This is a genomic window from Aeromonas sanarellii (assembly GCF_000820085.1).
Taxonomy (GTDB): domain Bacteria; phylum Pseudomonadota; class Gammaproteobacteria; order Enterobacterales; family Aeromonadaceae; genus Aeromonas; species Aeromonas sanarellii.
On record NZ_CDBN01000094.1, the window covers coordinates 42,682 to 68,191 of the forward strand.

At 65.4% G+C, this 25,510-nt stretch carries 25 protein-coding genes; 19 read left to right on the forward strand and 6 right to left on the reverse strand.

Annotated features, from left to right (window positions below):
- The first annotated feature begins 1 nt into the window (after position 1).
- From BN1132_RS17800 to BN1132_RS17865, 14 genes are all read left to right on the forward strand, one after another.
- On the forward strand, positions 2-568 hold the full coding sequence (locus tag BN1132_RS17800) for a COG4648 family protein (RefSeq protein WP_042079156.1): 567 nt from the start codon (positions 2-4) through the stop codon (positions 566-568).
- A complete protein-coding gene (locus tag BN1132_RS17805) occupies positions 565-1,998 on the forward strand; it encodes an AMP-binding protein (protein WP_244462967.1) in 1,434 nt (477 codons plus the stop codon). Before BN1132_RS17800 ends, BN1132_RS17805 begins: the two co-directional genes overlap by 4 nt.
- Entirely contained in the window at positions 1,989-2,339 is a 351-nt protein-coding gene (locus tag BN1132_RS17810) for a 3-hydroxyacyl-ACP dehydratase FabZ family protein (RefSeq protein WP_042079157.1), read from the forward strand. Before BN1132_RS17805 ends, BN1132_RS17810 begins: the two co-directional genes overlap by 10 nt.
- On the forward strand, positions 2,336-4,021 hold the full coding sequence (locus tag BN1132_RS17815; protein ID WP_042079191.1) for a glycosyltransferase family 2 protein: 1,686 nt from the start codon (positions 2,336-2,338) through the stop codon (positions 4,019-4,021). The genes BN1132_RS17810 and BN1132_RS17815 overlap by 4 nt, the downstream gene beginning before the upstream one ends.
- On the forward strand, positions 4,011-5,582 hold the full coding sequence (locus BN1132_RS17820) for an HAL/PAL/TAL family ammonia-lyase (RefSeq protein ID WP_042079192.1): 1,572 nt from the start codon (positions 4,011-4,013) through the stop codon (positions 5,580-5,582). Before BN1132_RS17815 ends, BN1132_RS17820 begins: the two co-directional genes overlap by 11 nt.
- The gene (locus BN1132_RS17825; RefSeq protein ID WP_042079158.1) at positions 5,572-5,997 is read left to right on the forward strand and encodes an acyl-CoA thioesterase; all 426 of its coding nucleotides are present in this window, start codon (positions 5,572-5,574) and stop codon (positions 5,995-5,997) included. Before BN1132_RS17820 ends, BN1132_RS17825 begins: the two co-directional genes overlap by 11 nt.
- Before the next feature lie 59 nt (positions 5,998-6,056).
- The gene (locus BN1132_RS17830; protein WP_244462968.1) at positions 6,057-6,617 is read left to right on the forward strand and encodes an outer membrane lipoprotein carrier protein LolA; all 561 of its coding nucleotides are present in this window, start codon (positions 6,057-6,059) and stop codon (positions 6,615-6,617) included.
- Positions 6,607-8,958: an MMPL family transporter gene (locus tag BN1132_RS17835; protein ID WP_052447049.1), complete on the forward strand. Its 2,352-nt coding sequence runs from the start codon at positions 6,607-6,609 to the stop codon at positions 8,956-8,958. The genes BN1132_RS17830 and BN1132_RS17835 overlap by 11 nt, the downstream gene beginning before the upstream one ends.
- A gap of 32 nt (positions 8,959-8,990) precedes the next feature.
- Positions 8,991-9,560: a DUF3261 domain-containing protein gene (locus BN1132_RS17840; RefSeq protein WP_042079194.1), complete on the forward strand. Its 570-nt coding sequence runs from the start codon at positions 8,991-8,993 to the stop codon at positions 9,558-9,560.
- Positions 9,557-10,807, forward strand: a complete 1,251-nt coding sequence (locus BN1132_RS17845) for a beta-ketoacyl-[acyl-carrier-protein] synthase family protein (protein ID WP_042079160.1) — start codon at positions 9,557-9,559, stop codon at positions 10,805-10,807. The genes BN1132_RS17840 and BN1132_RS17845 overlap by 4 nt, the downstream gene beginning before the upstream one ends.
- Positions 10,804-11,253 (forward strand): hotdog family protein, encoded by a 450-nt coding sequence (locus BN1132_RS17850; RefSeq protein WP_042079161.1) that lies wholly within the window; start codon positions 10,804-10,806, stop codon positions 11,251-11,253. Before BN1132_RS17845 ends, BN1132_RS17850 begins: the two co-directional genes overlap by 4 nt.
- 76 nt (positions 11,254-11,329) lie before the next feature.
- On the forward strand, positions 11,330-12,055 hold the full coding sequence (locus tag BN1132_RS17855; RefSeq protein WP_042079162.1) for a 3-ketoacyl-ACP reductase FabG2: 726 nt from the start codon (positions 11,330-11,332) through the stop codon (positions 12,053-12,055).
- Between the two features lie 55 nt (positions 12,056-12,110).
- On the forward strand, positions 12,111-13,337 hold the full coding sequence (locus tag BN1132_RS17860) for a beta-ketoacyl-ACP synthase (protein ID WP_042079163.1): 1,227 nt from the start codon (positions 12,111-12,113) through the stop codon (positions 13,335-13,337).
- A gap of 162 nt (positions 13,338-13,499) precedes the next feature.
- Complete coding sequence (locus BN1132_RS17865; RefSeq protein WP_244462969.1) at positions 13,500-13,838, forward strand: DUF2541 family protein; 339 nt, start codon at positions 13,500-13,502, stop codon at positions 13,836-13,838.
- 80 nt (positions 13,839-13,918) lie between these two features.
- Here BN1132_RS17865 and mog read toward each other — a convergent pair whose 3' ends face one another.
- Positions 13,919-14,449, reverse strand: a complete 531-nt coding sequence (mog, locus tag BN1132_RS17870; protein WP_042079165.1) for a molybdopterin adenylyltransferase — start codon at positions 14,447-14,449, stop codon at positions 13,919-13,921.
- Positions 14,450-14,856: 407 nt separating this feature from the next.
- Here mog and BN1132_RS17875 point away from each other — a divergent pair, with 407 nt between their 5' ends.
- From BN1132_RS17875 to folA, 4 genes are all read left to right on the forward strand, one after another.
- On the forward strand, positions 14,857-15,195 hold the full coding sequence (locus BN1132_RS17875; RefSeq protein WP_042079166.1) for a DUF3135 domain-containing protein: 339 nt from the start codon (positions 14,857-14,859) through the stop codon (positions 15,193-15,195).
- A gap of 218 nt (positions 15,196-15,413) precedes the next feature.
- On the forward strand, positions 15,414-16,211 hold the full coding sequence (locus tag BN1132_RS17880; RefSeq protein WP_042079167.1) for a threonine/serine exporter family protein: 798 nt from the start codon (positions 15,414-15,416) through the stop codon (positions 16,209-16,211).
- Positions 16,212-16,278: 67 nt separating this feature from the next.
- On the forward strand, positions 16,279-16,746 hold the full coding sequence (locus BN1132_RS17885) for a threonine/serine exporter family protein (RefSeq protein ID WP_042079168.1): 468 nt from the start codon (positions 16,279-16,281) through the stop codon (positions 16,744-16,746).
- Between the two features lie 24 nt (positions 16,747-16,770).
- Positions 16,771-17,265, forward strand: a complete 495-nt coding sequence (gene folA / locus BN1132_RS17890; protein WP_042079169.1) for a type 3 dihydrofolate reductase — start codon at positions 16,771-16,773, stop codon at positions 17,263-17,265.
- 66 nt (positions 17,266-17,331) lie between these two features.
- Here folA and BN1132_RS17895 read toward each other — a convergent pair whose 3' ends face one another.
- From BN1132_RS17895 to BN1132_RS17905, 3 genes are read right to left on the reverse strand one after another with little or no spacing between them, the layout of a single operon-like run.
- Positions 17,332-18,138, reverse strand: a complete 807-nt coding sequence (locus BN1132_RS17895) for a phosphoadenylyl-sulfate reductase (protein ID WP_042079171.1) — start codon at positions 18,136-18,138, stop codon at positions 17,332-17,334.
- Positions 18,128-19,840: an assimilatory sulfite reductase (NADPH) hemoprotein subunit gene (gene cysI / locus BN1132_RS17900; protein ID WP_042079172.1), complete on the reverse strand. Its 1,713-nt coding sequence runs from the start codon at positions 19,838-19,840 to the stop codon at positions 18,128-18,130. Before cysI ends, BN1132_RS17895 begins: the two co-directional genes overlap by 11 nt.
- Positions 19,840-21,627, reverse strand: a complete 1,788-nt coding sequence (locus BN1132_RS17905; protein ID WP_042079173.1) for an assimilatory sulfite reductase (NADPH) flavoprotein subunit — start codon at positions 21,625-21,627, stop codon at positions 19,840-19,842. Before BN1132_RS17905 ends, cysI begins: the two co-directional genes overlap by 1 nt.
- 198 nt (positions 21,628-21,825) lie before the next feature.
- On the opposite strand from BN1132_RS17905, the gene BN1132_RS17910 reads away from it, so the two are divergent.
- Positions 21,826-22,626 (forward strand): PhzF family phenazine biosynthesis protein, encoded by an 801-nt coding sequence (locus BN1132_RS17910; RefSeq protein ID WP_042079174.1) that lies wholly within the window; start codon positions 21,826-21,828, stop codon positions 22,624-22,626.
- Positions 22,627-22,731: 105 nt separating this feature from the next.
- Here BN1132_RS17910 and lysS read toward each other — a convergent pair whose 3' ends face one another.
- The gene (gene lysS, locus BN1132_RS17915; protein WP_042079176.1) at positions 22,732-24,267 is read right to left on the reverse strand and encodes a lysine--tRNA ligase; all 1,536 of its coding nucleotides are present in this window, start codon (positions 24,265-24,267) and stop codon (positions 22,732-22,734) included.
- A gap of 20 nt (positions 24,268-24,287) precedes the next feature.
- A protein-coding gene (prfB, locus tag BN1132_RS17920) for a peptide chain release factor 2 (protein ID WP_157005485.1) occupies positions 24,288-25,386 on the reverse strand; the annotation gives its coding sequence in 2 pieces (ribosomal slippage) (positions 24,288-25,310 and positions 25,312-25,386; 1,098 coding nt in all).
- Between the last annotated feature and the right edge of the window lie 124 nt (positions 25,387-25,510).

Genomic DNA, 25,510 nt, shown 5'->3' on the forward strand with positions numbered 1-25,510 from the left:
CATGATGCGCCTGCTCTCCCTGCTGGCGGGCGGTCTGCTGCTGGTCTATCCCCTGGCGGTGTATTGGGGGCTGACCCATTGGGGTGGCTCCGCCTTGCTCGTGATCCTGATGGTCACCTTCGCCCTGCGCCTCCTGCCCAGGTCAGCCCCGCGGCGCGAGTGGTTGCTGCTCGGTCGCCTGCTGGCCTGCGTCGGCCTGCTGCTGACGAGCCTGAGCGCCCTCTTCTCGGCCCAGCACTGGCTGCTCTACTACCCCATCGCCGTCTCATTGGCACTGCTCTGTCTGTTTGGCTGGAGCCTGACCCAGCCCATGAGCCTGGTGGAGCGCCTCGCGCGCCTGCAAGAACCCGATTTGCCGCCGGCCGGGGTGCGCTATACCCGTACCGTGACCCAGGTCTGGTGCGGCTTCTTCGTGCTCAACGGTGGCCTGGCTGTCGCCACCGTCTGGTACGGGGATCTCGCCCTCTGGAGCCTCTATAACGGCCTCGTCAGCTATCTGCTGATGGGGTTGCTGATGGCGGGGGAGTACCTGGTGCGTCGCCGAGTCAAACGGTGTTTCGCAGCATGATGGCGCCAGCGAACCTGCTCGCCGCCATCTGGGCGCGAGCCGACGACGAGGTAGTGGCGTTTGGTCCGCAAGGGGATGCCGTTTTCGGTGCCCTCCGTCTGGGGGCCGAACGGCTGGCCACCCGGTTGGCGAGCCTGCCCGCCCAGCGCTGGGCGCTCTGCTTCGAGGACAGTCTGCTGTTTGCAGAGGCCCTGCTCGCCTGCGCCCTGACGGGACGGGAGGCCATCCTGCCCGGTCATCAGCGGCCGGCCGCCCTGGCCGAGCTCAGTGCCGGGTTCGATGGGGTGCTGACCGATAGCCAGACCCTGGGGGAGGGGAGTGCCGTCCCCTGGTTGCATCTGCCCCTGTCCACCGCGGCCGAGGCGCCGTCGACCGCACGCTGGCCTGCCCCCGTCTCCCTGCGACTGACCCTGTTCACCTCGGGCTCGACGGGGCAGCCCAAGGCGATCCCCAAGACCTGGCACCAGCTGGATGCCGAGCTGAGGGTGTTGATCGGACTCTGGGGCGAGCCGCTGGCGGGGGCCCGCCTGCTGGCGAGCGTCAGTCATCAACACATCTATGGCCTGCTGTTTCGCATCCTGCTGCCGCTCATCCTGCGCGTGCCCTTCGCCCGTACCCTGACGCTCTACCCCGAGCAACTGAGCGCACAGCCTGGCCTGTGGGCATTGATCGCCTCTCCGGCGCTTCTCAGCCGGCTCGACCCCGGACTCAAGGCGACGGGCTGTCGTCTCGTCGTCTCCTCCGGCGGCCCCCTGGCGCCGGCAGATGCGTCCCGGTGCGAGCAACTCCTCGGCCAACTGCCGGTGGAGGTGTTTGGCAGCAGCGAGACCGGCGGCATCGCCTGGCGCCAGAGTCAGGAGGCCGACACCCCCTGGCAACCCATGCCGGGCATAGCGATCGCGCTGGGAGAAGACGACCAGCTGCTGCTGAGATCCCCCTACCTGCCGGATGGCGCCCCCCTGCTCTGTGCCGATCGCATTCGTCTGTGCGAGTCCGGTTTTCATCTGATCGGGCGGGGGGACAGGGTGATCAAGCTCGAAGAGAAACGCATCTCCCTCGAGGAGGTGGAGGAGCGGCTGCGGGCACTGCCCTGGGTGCGGGAGGCGGCCGTGTTGCCTATGAACGTGGCGACTAGGCAGCAGCTCGGTGCCGTGCTGGTATTGACCGAGGCGGGACTGATCCAGTGGCAGGCGCTGGGGCCAGGTCGTTTCCTCATCGCCCTGCGGGAGCAACTTAGGCCCTGGCTTGAGCCGGTCGCCCTGCCGCGCCGGCTGCGCCTGCTGCCCGAGCTGCCCCTCAACAGCCAGGGGAAGCGCCCCTGGGGGCAGTTGAGAGCATTATTCGATAAGGCACCCATGGACATCAATGCCAAAGAGCCCGCCTTGGGCCAGATGGAACACTCAGCCAGCGGGCAGGCGCCATGCAGATAAGTGGGCTGCCCACCCTGCTCGAGCAGCATTGGCAGGGGCGCGATCTGGTGCTGCGCCTGCGTCTCGACCCCGAGCTGCCCTGGTTTCGCGGCCACTTCCCGGGCGCGCCCCTGTTGCCCGGTGTGGTGCAGGTGCACTGGGCCATGCACTATGGCCGCCAGTTGCCAGGCCTGGTGGGGAGCTTCGCCGGCATGAACCAGCTGAAATTCCAGAGGCCGTTGCGCCCGGGTCAGGAGTGCGAGTTGCACCTCTGCTGGCAGGCCGACAAGGGCCAGCTGCTGTTCAGTTACCGGCTCGGGGACGAGCATGCCAGCAGCGGTCGGGTGCGGCTATGTCCCTGAAGCCCTGCCTCATCATCCCCTGTTACAACCACTCTGCCCCCCTGGCCGGGGTGCTGGCCGAGCTGCACCCCCTGGGATTGCCCTGCCTGCTGATCGACGACGGTAGCGAGCCCGGTGCTGCCGCCGCCCTGGATGCCCTGGCCGAGGAACATGGGGCGTGGCTGACCCTGTTGCGTCACGATCGCAACCTCGGCAAGGGGGCCGCCGTGGCCACCGGGCTCATGGCCGCACGGACCCTGGGCTTCAGCCACGGGGTGCAGATAGACGCGGATGGCCAGCACTGCCTCGCGGACGTGCCGCGCCTGCTGGCGGAGGCCGAACGCCAGCCGGATGCCCTGGTCTCGGGACGCCCCCTCTACGATGACTCCGTGCCCAGGGGGCGTCTCTATGGCCGCTACATCACCCATGTCTGGGTCTGGATAGAGACCCTCTCCTTCACCATACAGGACAGCATGTGCGGCTTTCGGGTCTACCCCCTGGCAACCAGCTGCGCCCTGCTGGACGAGGTGCGCCTCGGTCGGCGCATGGATTTCGATACCGAGGTGATGGTGCGCCTCCATTGGCGCGGGGTGCCCATGCGCTTCGTGCCGACCCGGGTCATCTATCCCGAAGACGGCAGCTCGCACTTTCGGCTCTGGCGGGACAACGTGGACATCTCCTGGATGCACACCCGATTGGTGTGCCGACTGCTCTGGGATGGGGTCCGCAAGCTGCCTGCCGTGCCGGTCCGGCTCTGGCAGCAGGGCAGGCGGCACTGGTCGCGCACGCCGGAGCGGGGCTCGCTGCTGGGCCTGCAGATCATGCTGGCCAGCTATCGGCTGCTGGGCCGGACGGGCTTCAAGGCGCTGCTCTACCCCGTCATCGGCTATTTCTGGCTGACCGGTCGCCGCCAGCGGGCGGCGTCCGAGCAGTATCTGAAGAGGCTGGAAGCCTTCGCGGCCAGCCAGCAGGTGGCTCTGCCCCCCGGGCCGAGAACGAGCTTCCGGCACTTCCTGCGCTTTGGCGAGGCGGCGCTGGACAAGCTGGCGGGCTGGCGCGGCGACATCCCCCGGGAGCGGGTCGAGCTGGTGGGGCGAGAGCACCACGAGGCGGCCCTGGCCAGCGGGCGCGGCCTGCTGCTGCTCGGTTCCCATCTCGGGGATCTGGAGCTGTGCCGGGCGCTCGGCACCCGGGACGGCCAGGTGCGCATCAATGCCCTGGTGTTCACCCGCCACGCGGCCCGCTTCAACGCCCTGCTCAGGCAGGTCAATCCGGATGCCGGCATCAATCTCATCCAGGTGCAGGAGATGGGGGCCGACACCGCCATCCTGCTCAAGGAGAAGATAGAGGCGGGGGAGTGGGTGGTGATCGTCGGGGACCGTACCTCGGTGACCCGGGAGAAGCGGGTGGTCTGGGCCGACTTCCTCGGCGCGCCCGCCCCCTTCCCGATGGGGCCCTTCGCCCTGGCCAGCGTCCTGGCCTGCCCCGTCTATCTGATGTTCGGCCTCAAGGAGCAGGGGCGTTTTAGGGTCCATTTCGAGCCCTTCGCCGAGCGGCTGCTGTTGCCCCGCGCCGAACGGGAGGCGGCCCTGCGCCACTGGGTACAGGCCTATGCAGACCGCTTGCAGCACCACTGCCTGCGCGCGCCGCTGGACTGGTTCAATTTCTTCGATTTTTGGCAGCTGACCCATGATGAACAGTGATACTCCCTCTCCCCAGGTCACCTTCGGGGCTGGACGGCTCACCATAGAGCAGGTGGTGGCCCTGGCTGAGCGCCGCGCCCGCCCGGCGTTGAACGCCGATCCCGCCTTTATGGCCCGCGTCCAGCGTGGCGCCGACTTCCTCGATCGCCTGCTGGCGGAGGAGGGAGTCATCTATGGGGTGACCACGGGCTACGGCGACTCCGTGACCCGGGCCGTGCCCCCCCCCCTGGTGGCCGAGCTGCCCCTGCACCTGACCCGCTTCCACGGCTGCGGCCTGGGGGAGGATCTCGGCGTCGCGGCCGGACGTGCCGTGCTGGCGACCCGCCTCTGCTCCCTGGCCCAGGGGGTCTCCGGCGTCAGCCCGGCACTGCTGGAGCGGCTCTGCTGGCTGCTGGAGCAGGATCTGATCCCGCGCATCCCGCAGGAGGGGTCGGTGGGGGCCAGCGGCGATCTCACCCCGCTCTCCTACGTGGCCGCCGTGCTGGTGGGGGAGCGTGAGCTCTATCGGGACGACCGGCTCGCCAGCACCTCGGATGTCTATGGCGAACTGGGGGTGATGCCGCTGCGGCTGCGTCCGAAAGAGGGGCTGGCCTTGATGAACGGCACCTCGGTGATGACGGCGCTCGCCTGCCTCGCCTATGCCCGTACCGAGTACCTGATGCGGCTGGCGACCCGGATCACCGCCCTGGTCAGCGTCGCCATGGAGGGCAACGCCTTCCACTTCGACGAGCGGTTGTTCGCGGCCAAGCCGCACCCCGGCATGCAGAATATCGCCGCCTGGCTGCGGGCCGATCTGCGAAGCGGCGAGCTGCCGCGCCACAGCGACCGGCTGCAGGACAGATACTCCCTGCGCTGCGCGCCCCACGTCATCGGCGTGGTGGCCGACAGCCTGCCCTGGTGGCGCCAGCTCATCGAGAACGAGCTCAACAGCGCCAACGACAACCCGCTCATCGATGGCGATTTCGAGCACGTGATGCACGGCGGTCACTTCTACGGCGGCCACATCGCCATGGCCATGGACAGCATGAAGACGGCGGTGGCGAACCTCGCCGATCTGCTCGACCGCCAGCTGGCCCAGCTGGTGGACGTCAAGTTCAACGGCGGCCTGCCGAGCAATCTGTCCGGCGCCAGCGGCGAGCGGCGCATGATCAACCACGGCTTCAAGGCGGTGCAGATAGGGGTCTCCGCCTGGACTGCGGAGGCGCTCAAGCTGACCATGCCCGCCAGCGTCTTCTCCCGCTCCACCGAGTGCCACAACCAGGACAAGGTGAGCATGGGCACCATAGCGGCGCGGGATGCGTTGCGGGTGCTGACCCTGACCGAGCAGGTAGGGGCCGCCTGCCTGCTGGCGGCGGTGCAGGGGGTCGAGCTGCGCCTGGGCCTGCAGCACTCTGGGCTGGAGGCACTGAGCCACCCCCTGCGGGAGATGGTGCAGGCGGTGCGAGAAGATCACCCGGTGTTGGTGGAGGACAGGCCGCTGGAGCAGGAGCTCAGGGCCCTGATCGCCCGCCTGCAGGGGCGTCATTATCCGCTTTATGGAGAGCTGAAACATGTCAACTGAACCCTGGATGATCAGCCACAGCATAGAGGTGGAGATCCCTTTCCACGACGTGGACATGATGGCGGTGGCCTGGCATGGGCACTATGTGCGCTACATCGAGCTGGCCCGCTGCGCCCTGCTGGAGACTATCGATTACAACTATCCCCAGATGGAGGCCTCCGGCTACCACTGGCCCATCATAGACTTGCGCCTCAAGTACATGGCCCCCCTGCGCTTCGGTCAGAAGGTGCGGGTCGAGGCGCGGCTGTGCGAATACCAGAATCGCCTCAAGATCGAGTACCAACTGTTCGATGCGAAGACGGGCACTCGGACCAGCAAGGGCTACAGCATCCAGGTGGCGGTGAACAAGGAGAGCGGCGAGATGTGTCTCGCCTCTCCAAGGGTACTGCTCGACAAGCTGGGAGTGAGCGAATGAGGCGCTGGCTCAGAGGAATGGGAGGCTGGATCTGTGCCTGCCTGTGGCTGATGATGCCGATGGTCGCATGGGCCTTGCCCATGACCCAGGCGGAGGTCCGCGAGCTGCTGAGTGCCGAGCCCGCCCAGCGAGCCCGCTTCGAGCAGGAGAAGCAGGTGGAAGGGCTGGCCCGGCCCCTGACATCCAGTGGCGAGCTGCTGCTGGTGCGGGGTCAGGGGCTCTGGTGGCATCAGCTGCAGCCCTTCGAGCTGGCCCTGAGCCTGACCGCCAAGCGCATGAGCCAGCAGGTGGGGCAGGGCCCTGTCCAGGTGATCGACAATCCCCAGCTGCTCCAGTTCAGCAGCATGATGCTGGCCCTGTTCGGTTCGGACGAGCAGACGCTGACCCGCTACTTCGCCCTCGCTTTCCAGTCCGGCGAGCAGGGCTGGAGCCTGGTGCTGACGCCGCAGGTGGCGCCGCTCGACAAGGTGTTTGCCAGCCTGACCCTGAGCGGCGGCAAGCAGCTGGAGCGGCTGGTGATCGCCGATCGCCAGGGAGACGAGACCCGCATCCGCTTCTCTCACTGGCAGAGGGTGACGCTGCCCCTATCTGCCGAGGAGCAGACCCATTTTGCTCCCTGAACAGCCCGCCGCATCTGCTGCCGAACGCACATCCTCTGTCCGGGGCTGGAGCGAGCCGACCTGGCGCCGCTTCTCCTGCTGCTGGCTGCTGCTCAGCCTGCTGGCCCTGGCGCTGCTCGGCTGGCAGCTCTCCCAGGGCCGGATCAACACCAGCCTGATGGACCTGTTGCCCCACGAGGAGCGCGCCACCCTGGATCCGGCCCTGCGTGAGGGCCTGCTGCGCCAGCTCGACAGGCAGCTGGTCTGGATGCTGAGCCTGCCGGCGGGGCAGGATGGCCGCGTCGCGGCGCAGGCGTGGGCCAAGACCCTGAACGCCTTGCCCGAGCTCAGTGCGGTGCGCGGTGCCCAGCCTGAACTGGCCTCGGTCTGGCAAGGGTTTCTCTATGACCATGCCTGGCAGCGCCTCGACGAGGGCAGCCGGGCCAGGCTGGCGGCGGGGCCGGAGGCCTGGAGCCAGTGGGTGCTCGGCCAGATCTACAGCCCCTTCGGCGGCGTCTCCCGCGCCGAGTGGCAGGCCGACCCCCTGCTGCTGGTCCGGGCCGGGGTGCAGGGCCAGGTTGCCAGCCCCCTGCGTCTCGACCATGGCTGGCTGCTGAGCGAGGATGGGGCCGGCAGGCAGTGGTTCCTGCTGCGGGCCGAGCTGGATCTGTCGGCCTTCGACCTCGCTCGCAATACCGAGCTGCTAAGCCGCCTCGACGCGGCGGAGCAGGGCCTCAAGAGCCAATATCCCGGCTTGGAGCTGCTGCGCCGCGGCACCCTCTTCTACAGCCAGCATGCCAGCGAGCTGGCCCAGCAAGACATCTCCACCATAGGGCTGGGCTCCACGGTCGGGGTCCTGCTGCTGATGTGGCTGGCGTTTCGCTCGTACCGGGCGCTCTGGATCTCCCTGCTGCCCATCGCCATCGGCCTCGCCTGGGGGGTACTGGCCGTGGTGCTGTGGTTTGGCGAGGTGCACATCTTCACCCTGGTGATCAGCTCCAGCCTGGTGGGCATCATAGATTACGGCATCCACTTCCTGACCGAGCGGCGCCTGCACGGCCAGCAGGAGAGCCCGCACCAGACCCGCGCCCGCCTGCTGCCCAGCCTCTCGATGGCACTGTTTGCGACCCTGGTGGGTTATGGCCTGCTCTGGCTCGCCCCCTTCCCCGGCTTGCAGCAGATGGCGCTGTGCGCCCTGGTGGGGCTGACGGCCTCGTTCATTACCGTGTTCTGCCTGTTCCCGCTCTGGCTCGGTGACCTGCCCCGGCGGGAGGCGCGCGTGCTGGTGCCGATGGCGCTCTGGCTCAGCTGGTGGCGCGAGTGGCCCGCCTTGCGCCGGGGCGTGCCGCTGCTCTGCCTGACCCTGATCGGGGCGGGATTGAGCCGGCTGGAGGTCGACGACGACATCGCCCGTCTGCAACCCCTGCCCACCGAGTTGCAGGCCCAGGAGCGGCAGATCCAGCAGCTCACCGGCCAGCAGGGGGGCATGACCGGCTTCCTGGTGACGGCGAAAGATGGGGAGACCGCCCTGCAGCGCCTCGAGGCCATGAGCCAGAAGCTGACCGAGGCCAGGGCCGCGGGCCAGCTGGCGGGCTTCGTCTCGCTGGCCCAGTGGCTGCCCTCCCTGGCGCAGCAGCGGGCGGATCACGCCGCCCTCACCCGTCTGCTGCCCGAGGTGGTGGCGCGGCTCAACCGGGCCGGGGTGCCGGCCAGGACCGAGCCTCGCCCCTGGCATCCCCTGACTCCGGCGCACTGGCTCGGGAGTCCCGTCAGCGAGGGGAGCCGGCTGCTCTGGCACGGTTTGCCAGATGGTCGGGTCGCGCTCTGGCTGCCGGTCTACGGGGTGACGGACGGGGCGGCCGTGGCGGCCCTGGCCGAGGGGCAGGAGGGGGTCTTCTGGCAGGACCAGCGTGGCCAGTGGAGCCAGCTGTTTGCCCACTACCGCGTCAAGCTGACCGAGCTGTTGCTGCTGGCCATCGCCCTGGTGGGCGTGCTGCTGTGGGTGAGGTTCGGCTGGCGCAAGAGCCTGCGGATCCTGCTGATCAGCGGCTTCTCGCTGGGGGCAGGCCTGGCCCTGCTGGCCGCCTGCGGTCAGCCGCTCACCCTGTTCGGGGTGCTGGCCATGAGCCTCATCTTCGGCATCGGCATCGACTACAGCCTCTTCTTCGCCTACAGCGGCGAAGATCCCCTGCGCCAACGCTCGACCATGTTCGCCATCCTGCTGGCCAACCTGACCACCCAGCTGTCGTTCGGCCTGCTGGCTCTGAGCCATACCTCGGCCATCGCGGGCTTCGGCCTGGTGCTGAGCGGCGGCATCTTTATCGCGTTTCTGCTCTCGCCACTGGTGCTGGAGCGGCGATGACCACCATTCACCACAGCCCTGCAGGACTCATCATGAAGCAGCTCTTGCCCCTGTTGTTCGCCCTCTTGCTCGGCGCCTGCGCCAGCCAGCCCGTGCCCGAGAACCGCGCCTATCTGGCCCCGGGCACCAGTGTGCTGCTGCCGGCACCGGTCCGTGCCCAGCCCCTCTATCGCCAGCAACTGCTGAGTGCCCACAGCAAGGGGGGAGATCATCAGCTGCTGACCGTGCTGGAGGCCGACGGCCACCGGCTCGCCCTGGCAGGCTTGACCCCGAGCGGGATCCGCCTGTTCCGGCTCAGCTATGACGGCGAGAGCATTCACACCGAGCAGCTCGCCGCGCTGCTCGGCGGTACCGCCCTGCCGCCGGTGACCCAGGTGCTCGCCGACGTGATGCTGAGCTACTGGCCGCTCACAGCCTGGCAGCCCAGGTTGCCGGCAGGCTGGCGCCTCGAGGATGACGGCATGGTGCGGCGCCTGACCGATCCCGACGGCCGGCTGGTGAGCGAGATCCACTACCGCTTGATCGCCGGGGAGCGCGAGCCGGTGCGGCTCATCCAGCACGCCTTCGATTACCAGTTGCAGATGGAGAGGCTGGCCCCATGAATCTGAACGTGAAAGGCGCGGCTCCCGTTGCCCCCTGTTATATCCAGGGTTATGGCCTGATCTGCGCATTGGGGGAGGGCAAGGCGGCCGTGTCTGCGGCCCTGGCCCGCTGGCAACAGGCCGACATCACCCCCCTCGACGGTGAACGGGCCGTACTGAGCGATGGCCGGCTCACCCCGGTCGGCCGCGTGCACGCCGAACTGCCCGCCATCCCGGCGGCGCTCTGTGCCTATGAATCGCGCAACAACCGCCTGCTGCTGGCGGCCCTTGCCCAGATCCAGCCCGCCCTCGACGGGCTCAAGTGCCGGCTGGGCGCGGATCGCATCGCCATCGTGCTCGGCACCAGCACCTCGGGGATCGCCGAGGCCGAGGTTGCCGTCGCGGCCATGCACTCGGGCCAACCGCTGCCGGCGGGGTTTGACTACCGCCAGCAGGAGCTGGGCTCGCCGAGCGAGTTTCTGGCCCGCCATCTGGGCCTCACCGGCCCCGCCTATACCCTCTCCACCGCCTGTTCATCCAGCGCCCGCGCCTTCATCAGCGGTCAGCGGCTGTTGATGAGCGGGCTGGCGGATGCGGTCATCGTCGGGGGGGCGGACAGCCTGTGCGGGCTGACCCTCAACGGCTTCGACAGCCTGGAGTCCCTGAGCCTAGAGCGCTGTCGCCCCTTTGGCCGCGAGCGGCGGGGCATCAACATCGGGGAGGGGGCCGCCCTCTTCCTGCTGACCCGGGAGCACGCCGAACTGGCCCTGCTCGGTGCCGGTGAATCCTCCGATGCCTGGCACATCTCGGCCCCTCATCCGGAGGGGATCGGGGCCGAAGCCGCGATGGCCATGGCGCTGCGCCAGGCCGGGCTCGGCGCCGCCGACCTTGACTACATCAACCTGCACGGCACCGCGACCCGGCTCAACGACGAGATGGAGAGCCAGGCCCTGGCCCGTCTGTTTGGCGGAAAAGGGACGGCGCCCTGCAGCTCCACCAAGATGCTGACCGGCCACACCCTGGGAGCGGCGGGCGCCATCGAGGCGGCGCTCTGCTGCCTGCTGATGGAGCAGGGACTGGCCCTGCCTCATCAGGGGGGCGAGCGGGATCCCGCCCTGGCGCCCATCGCGCTGGTGCAGGCCGGCGTGGCTTCCGGCCGTGGCAGACCAGTGGCCAGGGTGCTGTCCAACTCCTTCGCCTTCGGCGGCAATAACGCCAGCCTGCTGCTGGGGCGTACCGTGCCGATTGATCAGGGGAAAGAAGCATGAACGAGATCACCATCGCCGAGTTGCTGCCCCACCAGGCCCCCATGCTGCTGCTGGACCGGCTGCTGGACTACCAGGGAGCCAGAGTGCGCTGCGAGACCCGGATCGGTGAGCGCCACGGCCTGTTGCTGGACGAGCGGGGCAATCTGCCCGCCTGGGTGGGTCTTGAGCTGATGGCCCAGACCATAGCCGCCTGGGCCGGGATGCGGGCCAGGGCGCGGGGGGAGCCGGTGCGCATCGGCATGCTGCTCGGCAGCCGGCAGTACCAGTGCCGGGTGCCGAGCTTCGCGGCCGGTGAGCGGATCGTCATCGAGGCCGAATGCCTGCTGGAGGATGGCGGCATGGCGAGCTTCGAGTGCCGGATCCTGTGCGGGGATCTGCCCTGCGCCGAGGCCAGGCTCAGCACCTATCTGCCGGGCGATGAAGCGTTGTCGACCCTGCTTGGATAGCAGGACAGATGCGATCCTGGCGGGGTTGGTTGCATGCAACCGTCGAATTGTCTGTTTTTTTGAAGAGGGAGTGAGGATGAATTCCACCGTACTGGTGACCGGTGCCAGCAAGGGCATAGGCCGTGCCATCGCCCTGAGGCTGGCCGCCGATGGCTTTCATGTCGTGGTGCACTATCACAGCGATCGGGAAGGGGCCGAGGGTACCCTGAGTGAGCTGACGGCCGCTGGGGGGCAGGGGCGCCTCATCCAGTTCGATATCTCGGACAGGGAGCAGTGCCGCAGCCGGCTGGAGGGCGATATCGAGGCCCACGGCGCCTACTACGGGGTGGTCTGCAACGCCGGCATCATCCGCGACGGCGCCTTTCCGGCCCTGACCGACGAGGAGTGGGACGGGGTGGTGCACACCAACCTTGACGGCTTCTACAACCTGCTCAAACCCTGCATCATGCCCATGATAGGGCTGCGTCGGGGCGGTCGCATCGTCACCCTCTCTTCGGTCTCCGGCATCATGGGGAACCGGGGCCAGGTCAACTACAGCGCGGCCAAGGCGGGCATCATAGGGGCCAGCAAGGCCTTGGCCCTGGAGCTGGCCAAGCGCAGGATCACGGTGAACTGCGTGGCCCCCGGCCTCATCGACACCGGCATGGTCAATGCCGAGGTGGAGGCGGAAGCGCTGAAGATGATCCCCCTCAAGCGGATGGGGCAGGCCGACGAAGTGGCGGGGCTGGTCTCCTATCTGATGTCGGACATCGCAGGTTACGTCACCCGCCAGGTCATCTCGATCAACGGAGGCCTGGTATGAGGGGGGACATGAGACGGGTTGACCCGGTGAAGGGGAACGGATGGAGAGTAGCAGCATGAAGCGTGTCGTCGTCACCGGCATGGCCGGCGTGACCGCCTTTGGCAATGACTGGCAGAGCGTGGGGCCCCGCCTCAGGGAGGAGCACAACGCCGTGCGCGCCATGCCGGAGTGGGCAGTCTATGAGGGTTTGAATACCCGGCTGGCGGCCCCCATCGCGGACTTTGCGCTGCCGGCCCGCTATCCGCGCAAGAAGACCCGGGCCATGGGGCGGGTCTCTGAGCTGGCGACCGTGGCCACCGAGCTGGCCCTGGCGCAGGCGGGGCTGCTCGACCATCCGGTGCTGACCGGCGGGCGCACCGGGATCGCCTATGGATCCTCCATCGGCAGCACGGCCCCCATCAGCGCCTTTGGCGCCATGCTCAATGACAAGACCACCGCCAGCATCACGGCCACCACCTATGTGCAGATGATGCCGCACACGGCGGCGGTCAATACCGGGCTCTTCTTCGGTCTGCGGGGGAGGGTCATTCCCACCTCCAGTGCCTGTACCTCGGGCAGCCAGGGCATAGGCTACGCCTATGAGGCGATCAAGCACGGCTATCAGGATGTGATGGTCGCCGGGGGGGCCGAAGAGTTGTGCCCGTCCGAGGCCGTGGTATTCGATACCCTGTTCGCCACCAGCCAGATGAACGACACCCCTTCCCTCAGTCCCAGGCCGTTTGACCGGGACCGGGATGGCCTGGTGATAGGCGAGGGGGCAGGGACCCTGATCCTGGAGGAGCTGGAGCACGCCAGGGCGCGTGGTGCCCACATCATCGCCGAGTTGGTGGGCTTTGCCACCAACTGCGACGCGGCCCATGTGACCCAGCCCCAGCAGGAGACCATGCAGCTCTGCATGGCGCTGGCGCTGGCGGATGCCGGCCTCGAACCCAAGGACATCGGTTACATCAGCGCCCATGGCACGGCCACCGAGCGCGGCGATATCGCCGAGAGTCATGCCACCGCCGCCCTGTTCGGCGACAGGACGCCCATCTCCTCCCTCAAGAGCTATTTCGGCCATACCCTGGGTGCCTGCGGCGCCATCGAGGCCTGGCTCTCCCTGGAGATGATGGCCGAGGGCTGGTTCGCCCCGACCCTCAACCTGAACGAACCGGATCCGGCCTGCGCCCCCCTGGACCATGTCCGCAGCGGTGGCCGGATGCTGGATGTGGAGTACCTGATGTCCAACAACTTCGCCTTTGGTGGCATCAACACCTCCCTCATCTTCAAGCGCTGGGCCTGACGGGGAGGCGCCCGTTCAGTCCTGGTCCAGCTTGGATTCAGCTCCAGTACAGCCTGGGTTTAGGTTCGGCTCATTAAGATGCCTCCATTTTCAGGAGGCATCATGTCCATTTCACACCCTCGTCAAGCTCACGCGCCCGGCCTGGTCGCGCTCTCGTTCTCCCTGCTGATGCTGGCCACGCCGGCCCTGGCGGATGATGATATTCGCCTTGGCAAGACACTGCTGCTGGGCGTGGGGGATTATCCGGCCACTATCCCCATGGTCATCTGTCGACCCGTCAAGTCGCTCATGGTGAAGGCGAGGCGGGATCTGACCCTGGACAGGGTCAAGGTGATCTACGGCAACGACCGCAGCAAGACCCTGCACTTTGACAGGAACCTGAAAGAGGGTCAGGAGTCTGGGTGGAAGTCCCTCGGCAGCCGGCTCTGCATCAAGAAGATAGAGGTCTACGGCAACTCGTCAGGGAGCAAGGCCGGCGTCGAGGTCTATGGCAGGAAGTAGCGGGCAGGGCGCGGCGCGAGATCATAAAACAAGGTGGTCGGCTCTTTCGTCCACCTTGTTCATGTCATGGAGAGAGTGGCTTATTTCTTGGGGCGGAACGGCTTGATGACCGCCTCGTCGCACTCGAGATAGGGCCCTTCCATCAGATCGATGCAGTAGGGGATGGCGGGGAAGACAGCGTCCAGGCACTCGCGGATGGACTTGGGCTTGCCCGGCAGGTTGACGATGAGGGAGCTGCCGCGCAGGCCGGCGGTCTGGCGCGACAAGATGGCGGTCGGCACGAACTTGAGGGACTCTGCCCGCATCAGTTCGCCAAAGCCCGGCATCATGCGATCGCAGACCGCTTCGGTCGCCTCCGGGGTCACATCCCGCCTGGCCGGCCCGGTGCCACCCGTGGTGACGACGAGGCAGCACTGCTCTTCGTCGACCAGCCGAGCCAGGGTTGCCTCGATCTGGTCCCGCTCGTCCGGGATCACCTGATAGACGGGCTCCCACGCCGAGGTCAGATAGGCGTTCAGCGTGTCTATGATGGCCTTGCCGGAGAGATCTTCGTAGATGCCCGCGCTGGCGCGATCGCTGACGGTGACGATACCGATTCTTGCCTTGCTCATGGTCTGCTCTTGGTTGTCCTAATAAGTGGAAAATAAAATAACATAATCAGTGAGATATGTTAAACCACCGGGAGGAGGCGGGAAGTCGGGTCATTCAGGCCGAGATTCGAACGAAAAACTATTTATGTCGCACCGATGAATAGCGCATAAGAGTGGCTATAAACGACTTTAAATTTTATAAAAAAACTGACGCAGGCAGATTGAAAACAATTTCATGAATAATAAGGAATAAATGAATTCCTCCCCGGCAAAACGCCCCCTTCTCCGGAAAGAAGGACTCCTGTGGCTCGGAGCTGACTGACCCAAATTCATCGCCATCCTATATAACCTTTCCTATGGACAGTGAAGGGGTGATGCACCGGCGGCGTCGTGCCGTGCCACCACCACAGGTCCAGCCAGGAGGAGACATGGAGCTGCCCGATTTCGACACCCTGAAGCACTGGGCCCTGGCCGACCCGAAACGGCTCGATGCGCTGCTGCACCAGCAGATAGATGCCCTGATCGCCCAGGTGGGACCGGAGCAGCAACGGCGGTTGCGAGGCCTGCAATTTCGCATCGACTGTCAGCGCCGTCTCGCCAAGAACAATATGGACAGCTGCATCCGCATTGCCAATATGATGCACGAATCCGTCCATGCCATGCGCCACCATCTCATTCAGCTGCAGAACGAATCATCGGCCGAAACGCAGGATAACCCGTTGCCAAATAATGTTGTCCAGCTTGCGACCTACCGCAAAGAAAAATAACGCCTGGTCACCCGCCGGATATATATTCCCCTCCACTCTTTAATGAAGATCGCCCGGTGTTAAGCAACCTGGGCGATTTGTTTTTTATTTGCTGCAAATCAGCAGCTCCCATTGAATTAATACCCGCAAGGCCGGTGGTGCGGCAGATAGGGATGGAGAAATATCACGTTTGGGGTAATATCTCGGCATATTCCATCTTGCTAACACTCAAAGGGATCATGAGCAGCATCACACCAGGAAGGGAGCTGTCGCGGGAGCAGCAGACGGAGATCACCCGGATCATCGTCAAGGCGGGCCAGATGCTGGCCCAGTTTGGGGCCGAGAGCCGCATCATAGAGCAGACCACGGTCCGGCTCGGCATGGCGTTGGGGCTGGAGAGCGTCGAGATGGCCATCTCCTCCAGCGCCATCGTGCTCACCAGCCTCTATCGTGGCAGTTGCGTCACCACCACGCGCCGGGTGCGGGAGCACGGCATCAACATGCAGGTGGTGTGCGAGATCCAGCGCATCTGCATCATGACGGAAAAGGCGCTGATCGGTGCGCGGGAAGTGCGCCAGCGGCTGGAGGCCATCACGCCGTTCCATTACCACCCCTGGCTGGTGGTGCCCATGGTGGGCCTCTCCTGCGGCGCCTTCAGCCTGCTGTTCGGCGGTGACTGGCCCATCTTCCTGGTGACCTGCTTCTCGGCCTCGGTGGCGATGCGGGTGCGCCAGCTGATCGCCCGCCATCACCACAGCCCGCTCATCAACTTCGCCGCCACCGGCTTCATTGCGACACTGCTCTCCTCCAGCGCTACCTTCTTTGGCTGGGGCGAGCAACCCTATCTCGCCATGGCGGCCAGCGTGCTGCTGCTGGTGCCGGGGTTCCCGCTCATCAACGCGGTCTCCGACATGGTGAAGGGCTACTTCAACATGGGGCTGGCCCGCTGGGGCACGGCGACCCTGCTCACCATCAGTGCCGCCATCGGCATCATATTGGCCATGTCGGTCACCGGTATCTGGGGGTGGAAGGTATGAGGGGTTTGCATCAGGCGCCGAATATCACGCTGGCGACGTCGGTCGGCCGCATTCAAGGAGGAAAGGCATGATGGATCTGCTCTGGCTGCTGGCCAAGGATGCCTTCTGGTCGGCGATTCCGGCGGTGGGCTTTGCCATGCTGTTCAACGTACCGCCACGGATGCTGAAATACTGCGCCATGGGGGGCGCGTTGGCCCACAGCCTGCGCACCCTGCTCATCCACTACGGCATGCCCATCGAGTGGGCCACCCTGGCGGCGGCGACCACGGTCGGCTTTGTCTGTGTCTACTGGTCGCGCCGTCTGCTGGCGCCACGCCCGGTGTTCAGCGTCGCTTCCATCATCCCCATGATCCCGGGCAGCTATGCGTTCAAGACCATGATCGCCATAGTGGAGCTCAACATCTCCGGGGTGACCATGGAACTGCTCCAGAGCGCGGTGGAGAACGGCTTGAAGGCTATCTTTATAGTAGGAGCATTGAGCTTCGGGCTGGCGATACCCTCCCTGGTCGTGTACCGTAATCGCCCCATTGTCTGAGTCAGGGTGCAAGAGACCGACACCATGAAAATTTCCATGATTGCCGCCATGGCCCACGATCGCGTGATCGGTCTGGACAACCAGATGCCCTGGCATATGCCGGCCGATCTGGCCCACTTCAAGCGGGTGACCCTGGGTAAGCCGGTGCTGATGGGGCGCAAGACCTTCGAGTCCATCGGCCGCCCGCTGCCCGGGCGCCGCAACCTGGTCATTAGCCGTAATCCGGGATTCAAAGCGCCCGGCATAGAGGTTTTTTCATCCATCGACGAGGTGTTGGCCACATTATCTGAGGCCGAGTCGCCAGAGGAGCTGATGGTGATAGGTGGTGGCCACCTCTATGGCCAGCTGCTGCCCCGGGCCGACAGGCTCTATCTGACCCGCATCGATCTGGCGGTGGCAGGGGACACCCGCTTCCCGGCGTTCGACGACGAGCAGTGGCTGCTCGTGGAGAGCGAGGCCCATCCCGCTGACGAGAAGAACCCCCATCCCTATCGCTTCGAGACCTGGCAACGGTGCTGAGTGCGCCGGCCCGAGACGACAACGCCCGGCACTGGCCGGGCGTTTTTTTATGGACGAAGGTCGGGCTCAGATGCCGGATCCGTCGTTCTCGCCGTTCTCCTCGTGCAGGCCGCACTCGCGCTTGAGGCCGAAGAAGCGGGTCTGCTCCTCGCTCATGCCGGGCTCCCACTTGGTGGTGGTGTGCACGTCGCCCACCGACAGGTAGCCCTGCTCCCACAGCGGGTGGTAGGGGAGGTCGAACTCCTTGAAGTAGTAGAAGACGTCCTTGTTGCTCCAGTCGATCACCGGCAGGAACTTGAAGCGGCCGCGCTGGATGGCCAGCACCGGCAGCTTGCCCCGGCTGCCGGACTGCTCCCGGCGCAGGCCCGAGAACCAGGTGCGGGCACCGAGCTCGTTCAGGGCGCGGTCCATGGGCTCCACCTTGTTGAGCTGGTTGTAGCGGGTGATCCCCTCCACCCCCTGCTCCCACAGGAGACCGAAGCGGGCCTCCTGCCAGGCCGGGCTGAGTTCGGCCCGATAGATCTTGAGGTTGAGGGCGAGACGCTCGGTCAGCTCGTCGATGAAACGGTAGGTCTCGGGAAAGAGATAACCGGTATCGGTCAGCACCACAGGCACGTCGGCCCGCTCGCGGCTCACCAGGTGCAGCATGAGCGCCGCCTGGATGCCGAAGCTCGACGACAGCACATGCTCCCCCGGCAGGTTGGCCAGGGCCCAGCGCACCCGCTCGGGGGCGCTCATGGCGTCCAGCTCCCGGTTGAGGGGGGCCAGCGCCTCGGTCTGCTCCTCGCGGCTCAGGGCCAGCAGGGCGTCAAGGTCGAGCCGGCCGTCGGCGGTGCGCGCCAGCCGGGCTGTACCAGTCTGCTCAGGCTGCATAGAAGTCCCTCGCGGAGTCGATGACCGGGGCTATGATGCCGGCGCGAATGACGAAATCGCCGAAGCACTCGCCCGGGTTGCGATCCTTGGCCCAGCGGCCGATCAGGGTGTCGAGCTCCGCCAGGATCTGCGGCTCCGTGATGTTCTCCAGATGCAGGCGCGGGATGCGGGTCCCCTCGAGGTTGCCCCCCAGGTGCAGGTTGTAGCGTCCCGGCGCCTTGCCCACCAGCCCCACTTCCGCCAGCATGGCGCGACCGCAGCCATTGGGGCAGCCGGTGACCCGGAAGATGATGGCGTCATCCGCCAGACCGTGCTTGGCCAGCAAGCCCTCGATGTCGGTGACGAAGGCGGGTAACATGCGCTCGGCCTCGGCCATCGCCAGCGGACAGGTGGGCAGGGCCACGCAGGCCATGGACTGCTTGCGCTGCTCGCTCACGCCGTCATCCAGCAGGCCGTACTGGCGCGCCAGGGCTTCGATGCGGGCCTTCTCACCGGCAGGCACGCCCGCGATGATGAGGTTCTGGTTGGCGGTCAGGCGGAAGTCACCCTGATGCACCTTGGCGATCTCCAGCATGCCGGTCTTGAGGGGCTTGCCCGGGAAGTCCAGCAGGCGGCCGTTCTCGATGAAGAGGGTGAGGTGGTGCTTGCCGTCGATCCCCTCCACCCAGCCGAAGCGATCGCCACGGCTGGTGAACTCATAGGGGCGAACCGGCCCGAACTGGATGCCGGCGCGGCTCTCCACCTCGGCCTTGAAAGCCTCGACGCCGACGCGCTCCAGGGTGTACTTGGTCTTGGCGTTCTTGCGGTTGACCCGGTTGCCCCAATCGCGCTGGGTGCTGACCACGGCGGCCGCCACTTCCAGCACGTGAGAGAGCGGGATGAAGCCAAAGTCGCTCGCCTTGCGCGGGTAGGTGCTGGTATCGCCATGGGTCATGGCGAGACCCCCGCCCACCAGCACGTTGAAGCCCACCAGCTTGCCGTGATCGCTAATGGCCACGAAGTTGAGATCGTTGGCGTGGATATCCACGTCGTTGTGGGGCGGGATCACGACCGTCGTCTTGAACTTGCGCGGCAGGTAGGTGGAACCCAGGATCGGCTCCTCGTCACCCCCCAGCTTCTCGCCGTCCAGCCAGATCTCCACATAGGCGCGGGTCTTGGGCAGCAGGTGTTCGGAGATCTTCTTGGCCCACTCGTAGGCCTCCTGGTGCAGCTCGGACTCCACCGGGTTGCTGGTGCACAGCACGTTGCGGTTCACGTCGCCCGCGGTGGCTATGCTGTCGATGCCGGTGCTGTTGAGGGTCTGGTGCATCAGCTTGATGTCTCGCTTGAGTACGCCATGGAACTGGAAGGTCTGGCGGGTGGTCAGGCGGATGCTGCCGTAGAGGCTGTGCTCTTCGGCGAACTTGTCGATCACCTGCCACTGGGCCGGGGTGATGATGCCGCCCGGCAGGCGGGCGCGCAGCATGACGTTGTGCAGGGGCTCCAGCTTCTGGGCCGCGCGCTCCGGGCGGATGTCGCGGTCATCCTGCTGGTACATGCCGTGGAAGCGGATCAGCTGGAAGTTGTCGCCGTTGAAGCCACCGGTGAGGGGATCCTGCAGATCCTCGGCTATGGTGCCGCGCAGGAAGTTGCTCTCGCGCTTGAGGCGCTCGTTGTCGGAGAGCGGCCCTTCGACCGGTCCCGGAATCGTTTTTTTGCTCATCAGTAGACATCCCTTTGATAACGTTTGGCACGACGCAATTCGCTCAGATACTCTTCCGCCTCCTCACGGCTCTTGTGGCCGTGTTCGGCAATCACATCCAGCAGGGCCTCCTGCACATCCTTCGCCATGTGGTTGGCGTCGCCGCACACATAGAAGTGAGCGCCTGCTTCCAGCCACTGGTAGAGCTCGAGCCCGGCTTCGCGCAGTCTGTCCTGTACATAGATCTTGTGGCCCTGATCCCGGCTGAAGGCCAGGGAAATTTTCGACAGCAGGCCCGATTTCACATAACGCTGCCACTCCACCTGATAGAGGAAGTCCTGGGTGAAGTGGGGGTTGCCGAAGAAGAGCCAGTTCTTGCCCTCTGCCCCCTGGGCTTCCCGCTCCTGCATAAAGGCGCGGAAGGGGGCGATGCCGGTGCCCGGACCCACCATGATGACGGGGGTGTCGGGGTTTTGCGGCAGGCGGAAATTGTCGTTGTGCTCCACGAAGACCCGTACCTCGGCATTTTCCGGCAGACGGTCCGCCAGATAGGAGGAGGCGCCGCCTGAGCGCACAGTGCCATCTTCCTGCGGGTAGCGCACCACGCCGACGGTCAGGTGTACCTCCTCTTCCACCTCGCTCTGGGCGGAGGCGATGGAGTAGAGGCGGGGAGTGAGGGGGCGCAGCAGCGCGATCAGTTGATCGGCACTCAAGGAAGCCGGGAAGCGTTTCAGTACGTCCACCACCTGGGCGCTGGCCACCAGGGCGTTGATCTGGGCCTTGTCACCGGCCAGATCCTTCAGTGCCGCGTTGCCCGCGATCTCGGCGAGGCCCGTGATAAAGCCCCCGTGCAGCCGGGTCAGCTCGTAGTGGCGGGTCAGGGCGTCCTTCAGGTTGCCATGGGGGGTGGCCTCGTCACCGGTCAGACCGGCCAGGGCCAGCACTTCTCCCACGAGATCCGCGTCGTTGTCGAACCAGATACCGAGCGCATCTCCCGGTTGATAGGTGATGCCGGACTCTTCCAGGTTGATCTCGATATGGTGGATGTCCTTGGTGGAGTCGCGGCCGGTGATCTTCTGGTTCACCGAGAGCCGTGCCGGGAAGGGGTTCTCCTTGTGGTACTGGCTGTGGCCGACGGCGGCCTGCACCGCGCCCGCCACGCTGGCGGTCGCGGCGCCTGCGGACAGGGTGGCGGCGACCGCCGCAACGGCCTGTTCGCCCCAGGCCTTGGCGGCATCCTGATAATCCACATCCAGGCTCGCAAGCTCATAAATGCGCTCACCACCGGCTTTTGACAGGAAGCCGTCGAAATCCTTGCCGGTCTGGCAGAAGAACTCGTAGGAGCTGTCACCCAGCCCCAGCACGGCGAACCTGAGGCCGTCCAGCTTGCCGACCTTGCCCTTCTTGAGCTGCTCGAACAGATCGACGGCGCTCTCGGGGGGCTCCCCCTCCCCGTAAGTGCTCACTACCACCAGCAGGTGGGTCTCTTTCTTGAGTTGCTTGGGTTTGTAGTCCGCCATGGAGGTCAGGGTCACCGGCAGGCCGCGGGCCTCGGCCTGCGCCTTGATGGCGCTGGCCACGCCCTTGGCGTTGCCGGTCTGGGAGCCGTAGAGGATGGTCAGGCTGCCGCCGGGGGCCGCGGTTTCTGCGCCTGCGGCCGCCACGGGCTGGACGCCCGCCTGGGAGAGGCCGTAGAGATAACCGCTGACCCAGGCCAGTTGCTGGGTATTGAGGGTGGAGAGAACTTGGTTGAGCTGGCGCTGCTGCTCGTCAGAGAGCGGGCTCAGGGTGGGGGCTGTCAATGGCATCACACATGTCTTCCATGGTCTGATTTTTGGTCAGGGTAAGGGGTGTAATGAATAACAACAAAGAATAAAAATATCTTCTTTATGCGATTTATGAATTTATAAAGCCAAAATCCATCTCAGCCCCGGGGCGCCCGTGATATAAAAATGGCCTTGCCGAGCCCCCTCTCCCGGGGATAACTCATGCCCCAAGGAGCAACCATGTCCCGTCTCTATCATGTCAACGCCTTCAGCCATCACCCCTTCGGAGGCAACCCCGCCGTGGTGGTGCTGGGGGAAACGCGGCCCGACGCCGAGCTGCAGGCCATGGCGGCGGAGTTCAACCTCTCTGAGAGCGCCTTTCTGACCCGGCTGGGAGAGGGGCACTATGGGTTGCGCTGGTTCACCCCACAAGTGGAGGTGGACTTGTGCGGCCATGGCACCCTGGCGGCGGCCCACGTGCTGTGGCAGACGGGGGAGGTGCCCGGGGATCTCCCCATCCGCTTCGAGACCCGCAGTGGCGAACTACTGGCCCGGCGGGAGGGGGAGTGGATCTGGCTCGATTTTCCCCGCATCTCCCTGGCGCCCCTCGAGCTGGATCCCGCCTATGGGGCGGCTCTTGGTTGCCAGCCTGTCCACAGTTTCGCTGCGGGGGCCAAGTTCCTGCTTGAGCTCGGTAGCGAGGAGGCGGTCCGCGCGCTCACCCCGGATTTTCACGCCCTGCGCGCGTTGCCCGGTCGCGGTCTGATGGTGACGGCGCCCTCGAGCGACTCGGACCATGACTTCGTCTCCCGCTACTTCGCCCCCTGGGTCGGGGTGGACGAGGATCCGGTGACCGGCTCCAACCACTGCGCCCTGGTGCCCTTCTGGGCCGAGCGGCTCGGCAAGACGCGGCTCAAGGCGCGCCAGATCTCGGCCAGAGGCGGGGAGCTCAGGCTCATCCTGCAAGGGGAGCGGGTGCTGATGGCGGGCCGGGCGCTGACCCTGTGGCAGGGGGCGTGGTTGTTGCCGCCGGCGATATAAAGCCGGGGCAGCCCGCCCTGGATCATCGGAGATAAAAAAACGCCCCGCAGTGCGGGGCGTTTCCATTGTGATCGCGCTCGGGAGGAAGCCCGGCGGGGATCACACTTACTTCTGCGGACGCAGGGCCGGGAACAGGATGACGTCGCGGATGGTGTGGCTGTTGGTGAACAGCATCACCAGACGGTCGATACCGATGCCCTGACCGGCGGTGGGCGGCAGACCGTGCTCCAGCGCGGTCACGAAGTCGGCGTCGTAGAACATGGCTTCGTCGTCGCCTGCGGCCTTCTGGTCAACCTGGGCCTGGAAGCGCTCGGCCTGATCTTCCGCATCGTTCAGCTCGGAGAAGCCGTTGGCCAGCTCGCGGCCGCCGATGAAGAACTCGAAACGGTCGGTGACGTCCGGGTTCTGGTCGTTGCGGCGGGCCAGGGGAGAGACGGCGGCCGGGTACTCGGTGATGAAGGTCGGTTGCAGCAGCATGTGCTCCACGGTCTCTTCGAAGATCGCGGTGATCACGTGGCCCAGCTCCCAGCTCTTCATCAGCTCGATCTTCAGGCCCTTGGCGACGGCGGTGGCTTTCTCCAGGGTCGCCAGATCGTCACGGGTCACGCTCGGGTTGTACTTCAGGATGGAGTCCACCATGGAGAGGCGCTGGAACGGCTGACCGAAGTCGATGGTCAGGCCCTCTTCGCCTTCTTTGGCGTAACGGATCTTGGTGTCGCCCAGGATGTCCTGCGCCAGGGTGCGCAGCATCTCTTCGGTGAGATCCATCAGATCGATGTAGTCGGCGTAGGCCATATAGAACTCGAGCATGGTGAACTCGGGGTTATGGCGAACGGAGATGCCTTCGTTGCGGAAGTTGCGGTTGATCTCGTAGACACGCTCGAAACCACCGACCACCAGACGCTTCAGATAGAGCTCAGGCGCGATACGCAGGTACATGTCGATGTCCAGCGCGTTGTGGTGGGTGATGAAGGGGCGAGCGGAGGCGCCACCGGGGATGACCTGCATCATGGGGGTTTCCACTTCCATGAAGCGCTTGTCGTTCAGGAACTTGCGGATGCCGGCCACCACCTTGGTACGGGTCACGAAGGTCTTGCGGGACTCTTCGTTGGCGATCAGGTCCAGGTAGCGCTGGCGGCAGCGGGCTTCCTGGTCGGTCAGGCCCTTGTGCTTCTCGGGCAGGGGGCGCAGCGCCTTGGTCAGCAAGCGGATCTCGCCGACGTGGACGGAGAGCTCGCCGGTGTTGGTGCGGAACAGGGTGCCCTCGACGCCGACGATGTCCCCCAGATCCCACTTCTTGAACTGCTCGTTGTAGAAGCCTTCCGGCAGGTCGTCACGGGTCACGTAGACCTGGATCTTGCCAGCCATGTCCTGCAGGGTCGCGAAGGAAGCCTTGCCCATGATCCGGCGGGTCATGATGCGACCGGCAATCTTCACCCGTTTATTCAAGGCCGCCAGCTCGTCGGCGCTCTTGTCGCCGAACTCGGCGTGCAGATCGCCGGACAGGCTGTCACGACGGAAGTCGTTGGGGAAGGGGTTGCCCTGGGCGCGCAAGGCGGCCAGCTTGGAGCGACGCTCAGTCATCTCGTTGTTCAGTTCGAGAGTCTGGTCGACTTCCGGGGTGGTGGTTTGTTCAGACATGGTGATTCCTGCTGCTCTGTTTACAGGCCTGATTTCAGGCTGGCTTCGATAAACTTGTCCAAGTCGCCGTCGAGTACGGACTGGGTGTTGCGGGTCTCGACGCCGGTGCGCAGATCCTTGATACGGGAGTCATCCAGTACGTAGGAGCGGATCTGGCTGCCCCAGCCGATGTCGGACTTGGTCTCTTCGAGGGCTTGCTTCTCGGCGTTCTGCTTCTGAATCTCCAGCTCGTAGAGCTTGGCCTTCAGCTGCTTCATACACTGATCTTTGTTCTTGTGCTGGGAACGGTCGTTCTGGCACTGCACCACCACGCCGGTCGGGATGTGGGTGATACGCACCGCGGACTCGGTCCGGTTGACGTGCTGACCACCGGCACCGGAGGCGCGGTAGACGTCGATGCGCAGGTCGGCCGGGTTGATCTCGATCTCGATGTCGTCATCGATCTCGGGGTAGACGAACACGGAGCAGAACGAGGTGTGACGACGGCCACCGGAATCGAACGGTGACTTGCGGACCAGGCGATGGACGCCGGTCTCGGTGCGCAGCCAGCCGAAGGCATACTCGCCGGTGAACTTGATGGTGGCGGACTTGATGCCGGCCACGTCGCCCTCGGAGCATTCGATGAGCTCGGGCTTGTAGCCGTGGGCATCGCCCCAGCGCAGGTACATGCGCAGCACCATGTTGGCCCAGTCCTGGGCCTCGGTGCCGCCGGAACCGGACTGGATGTCGATGTAGCAGTCGGAGCCGTCGTGCTGACCGGAGAACATGCGGCGGAATTCGAGATCCACCAGCTTGGTTTCGAGCTCGTCGGCTTCGGCCACGGCCTCGTTGAAGGTCTCTTCGTCTTCCCCTTCGACCGCCAGGCTGACCAGCATCTCGACGTCCTCAACACCTTGTGTCAAGACGTCTATGGTGCTGACCACGTTCTCCAGGGAGACGCGCTCCTTGCCCAGCGCCTGTGCGCGCTCGGGTTCGTTCCAGACATCCGGCTGTTCCAGCTCGGCATTGACCTCTTCTAGACGCTCTTTCTTGGCGTCATAGTCAAAGGTACCCCCTAAGCAGCTCGGTCCTCTCAGACAGCTCCTTAAGCTTGTTTAATACAGGATTGACTTCAAACATCGTGAAAACTCTCGGGGTCGATGTGATTTAAAAACGGGATATTCTAGCCAATTGCAGAAGGAATAAACAGGGTTGGCTGGCCCCGGTCGCCTTCCGTCGCCGATTTCCCAGGCCATTTTCTTCA

Bases quoted from the DNA above. Each gene is read 5' to 3' on its own strand.
- BN1132_RS17800 (WP_042079156.1), top strand. From the start codon at position 2: ATGATGCGCCTGCTCTCCCTGCTGGCGGGCGGTCTGCTGCTGGTCTAT.
- BN1132_RS17845 (WP_042079160.1), top strand. From the start codon at position 9,557: ATGAATCTGAACGTGAAAGGCGCGGCTCCCGTTGCCCCCTGTTATATC.
- BN1132_RS17825 (WP_042079158.1), top strand. From the start codon at position 5,572: ATGTCAACTGAACCCTGGATGATCAGCCACAGCATAGAGGTGGAGATC.
- BN1132_RS17840 (WP_042079194.1), top strand. From the start codon at position 8,991: ATGAAGCAGCTCTTGCCCCTGTTGTTCGCCCTCTTGCTCGGCGCCTGC.
- BN1132_RS17860 (WP_042079163.1), top strand. From the start codon at position 12,111: ATGAAGCGTGTCGTCGTCACCGGCATGGCCGGCGTGACCGCCTTTGGC.
- BN1132_RS17820 (WP_042079192.1), top strand. From the start codon at position 4,011: ATGAACAGTGATACTCCCTCTCCCCAGGTCACCTTCGGGGCTGGACGG.
- lysS (WP_042079176.1), bottom strand. From the start codon at position 24,267: ATGTCTGAACAAACCACCACCCCGGAAGTCGACCAGACTCTCGAACTG.
- BN1132_RS17830 (WP_244462968.1), top strand. From the start codon at position 6,057: ATGGTCGCATGGGCCTTGCCCATGACCCAGGCGGAGGTCCGCGAGCTG.
- BN1132_RS17805 (WP_244462967.1), top strand. From the start codon at position 565: ATGATGGCGCCAGCGAACCTGCTCGCCGCCATCTGGGCGCGAGCCGAC.
- BN1132_RS17855 (WP_042079162.1), top strand. From the start codon at position 11,330: ATGAATTCCACCGTACTGGTGACCGGTGCCAGCAAGGGCATAGGCCGT.
- BN1132_RS17880 (WP_042079167.1), top strand. From the start codon at position 15,414: ATGAGCAGCATCACACCAGGAAGGGAGCTGTCGCGGGAGCAGCAGACG.
- mog (WP_042079165.1), bottom strand. From the start codon at position 14,449: ATGAGCAAGGCAAGAATCGGTATCGTCACCGTCAGCGATCGCGCCAGC.
- BN1132_RS17875 (WP_042079166.1), top strand. From the start codon at position 14,857: ATGGAGCTGCCCGATTTCGACACCCTGAAGCACTGGGCCCTGGCCGAC.
- cysI (WP_042079172.1), bottom strand. From the start codon at position 19,840: ATGAGCAAAAAAACGATTCCGGGACCGGTCGAAGGGCCGCTCTCCGAC.
- BN1132_RS17885 (WP_042079168.1), top strand. From the start codon at position 16,279: ATGATGGATCTGCTCTGGCTGCTGGCCAAGGATGCCTTCTGGTCGGCG.
- BN1132_RS17895 (WP_042079171.1), bottom strand. From the start codon at position 18,138: ATGCAGCCTGAGCAGACTGGTACAGCCCGGCTGGCGCGCACCGCCGAC.
- BN1132_RS17905 (WP_042079173.1), bottom strand. From the start codon at position 21,627: ATGCCATTGACAGCCCCCACCCTGAGCCCGCTCTCTGACGAGCAGCAG.
- BN1132_RS17850 (WP_042079161.1), top strand. From the start codon at position 10,804: ATGAACGAGATCACCATCGCCGAGTTGCTGCCCCACCAGGCCCCCATG.
- folA (WP_042079169.1), top strand. From the start codon at position 16,771: ATGAAAATTTCCATGATTGCCGCCATGGCCCACGATCGCGTGATCGGT.
- BN1132_RS17810 (WP_042079157.1), top strand. From the start codon at position 1,989: ATGCAGATAAGTGGGCTGCCCACCCTGCTCGAGCAGCATTGGCAGGGG.
- BN1132_RS17910 (WP_042079174.1), top strand. From the start codon at position 21,826: ATGTCCCGTCTCTATCATGTCAACGCCTTCAGCCATCACCCCTTCGGA.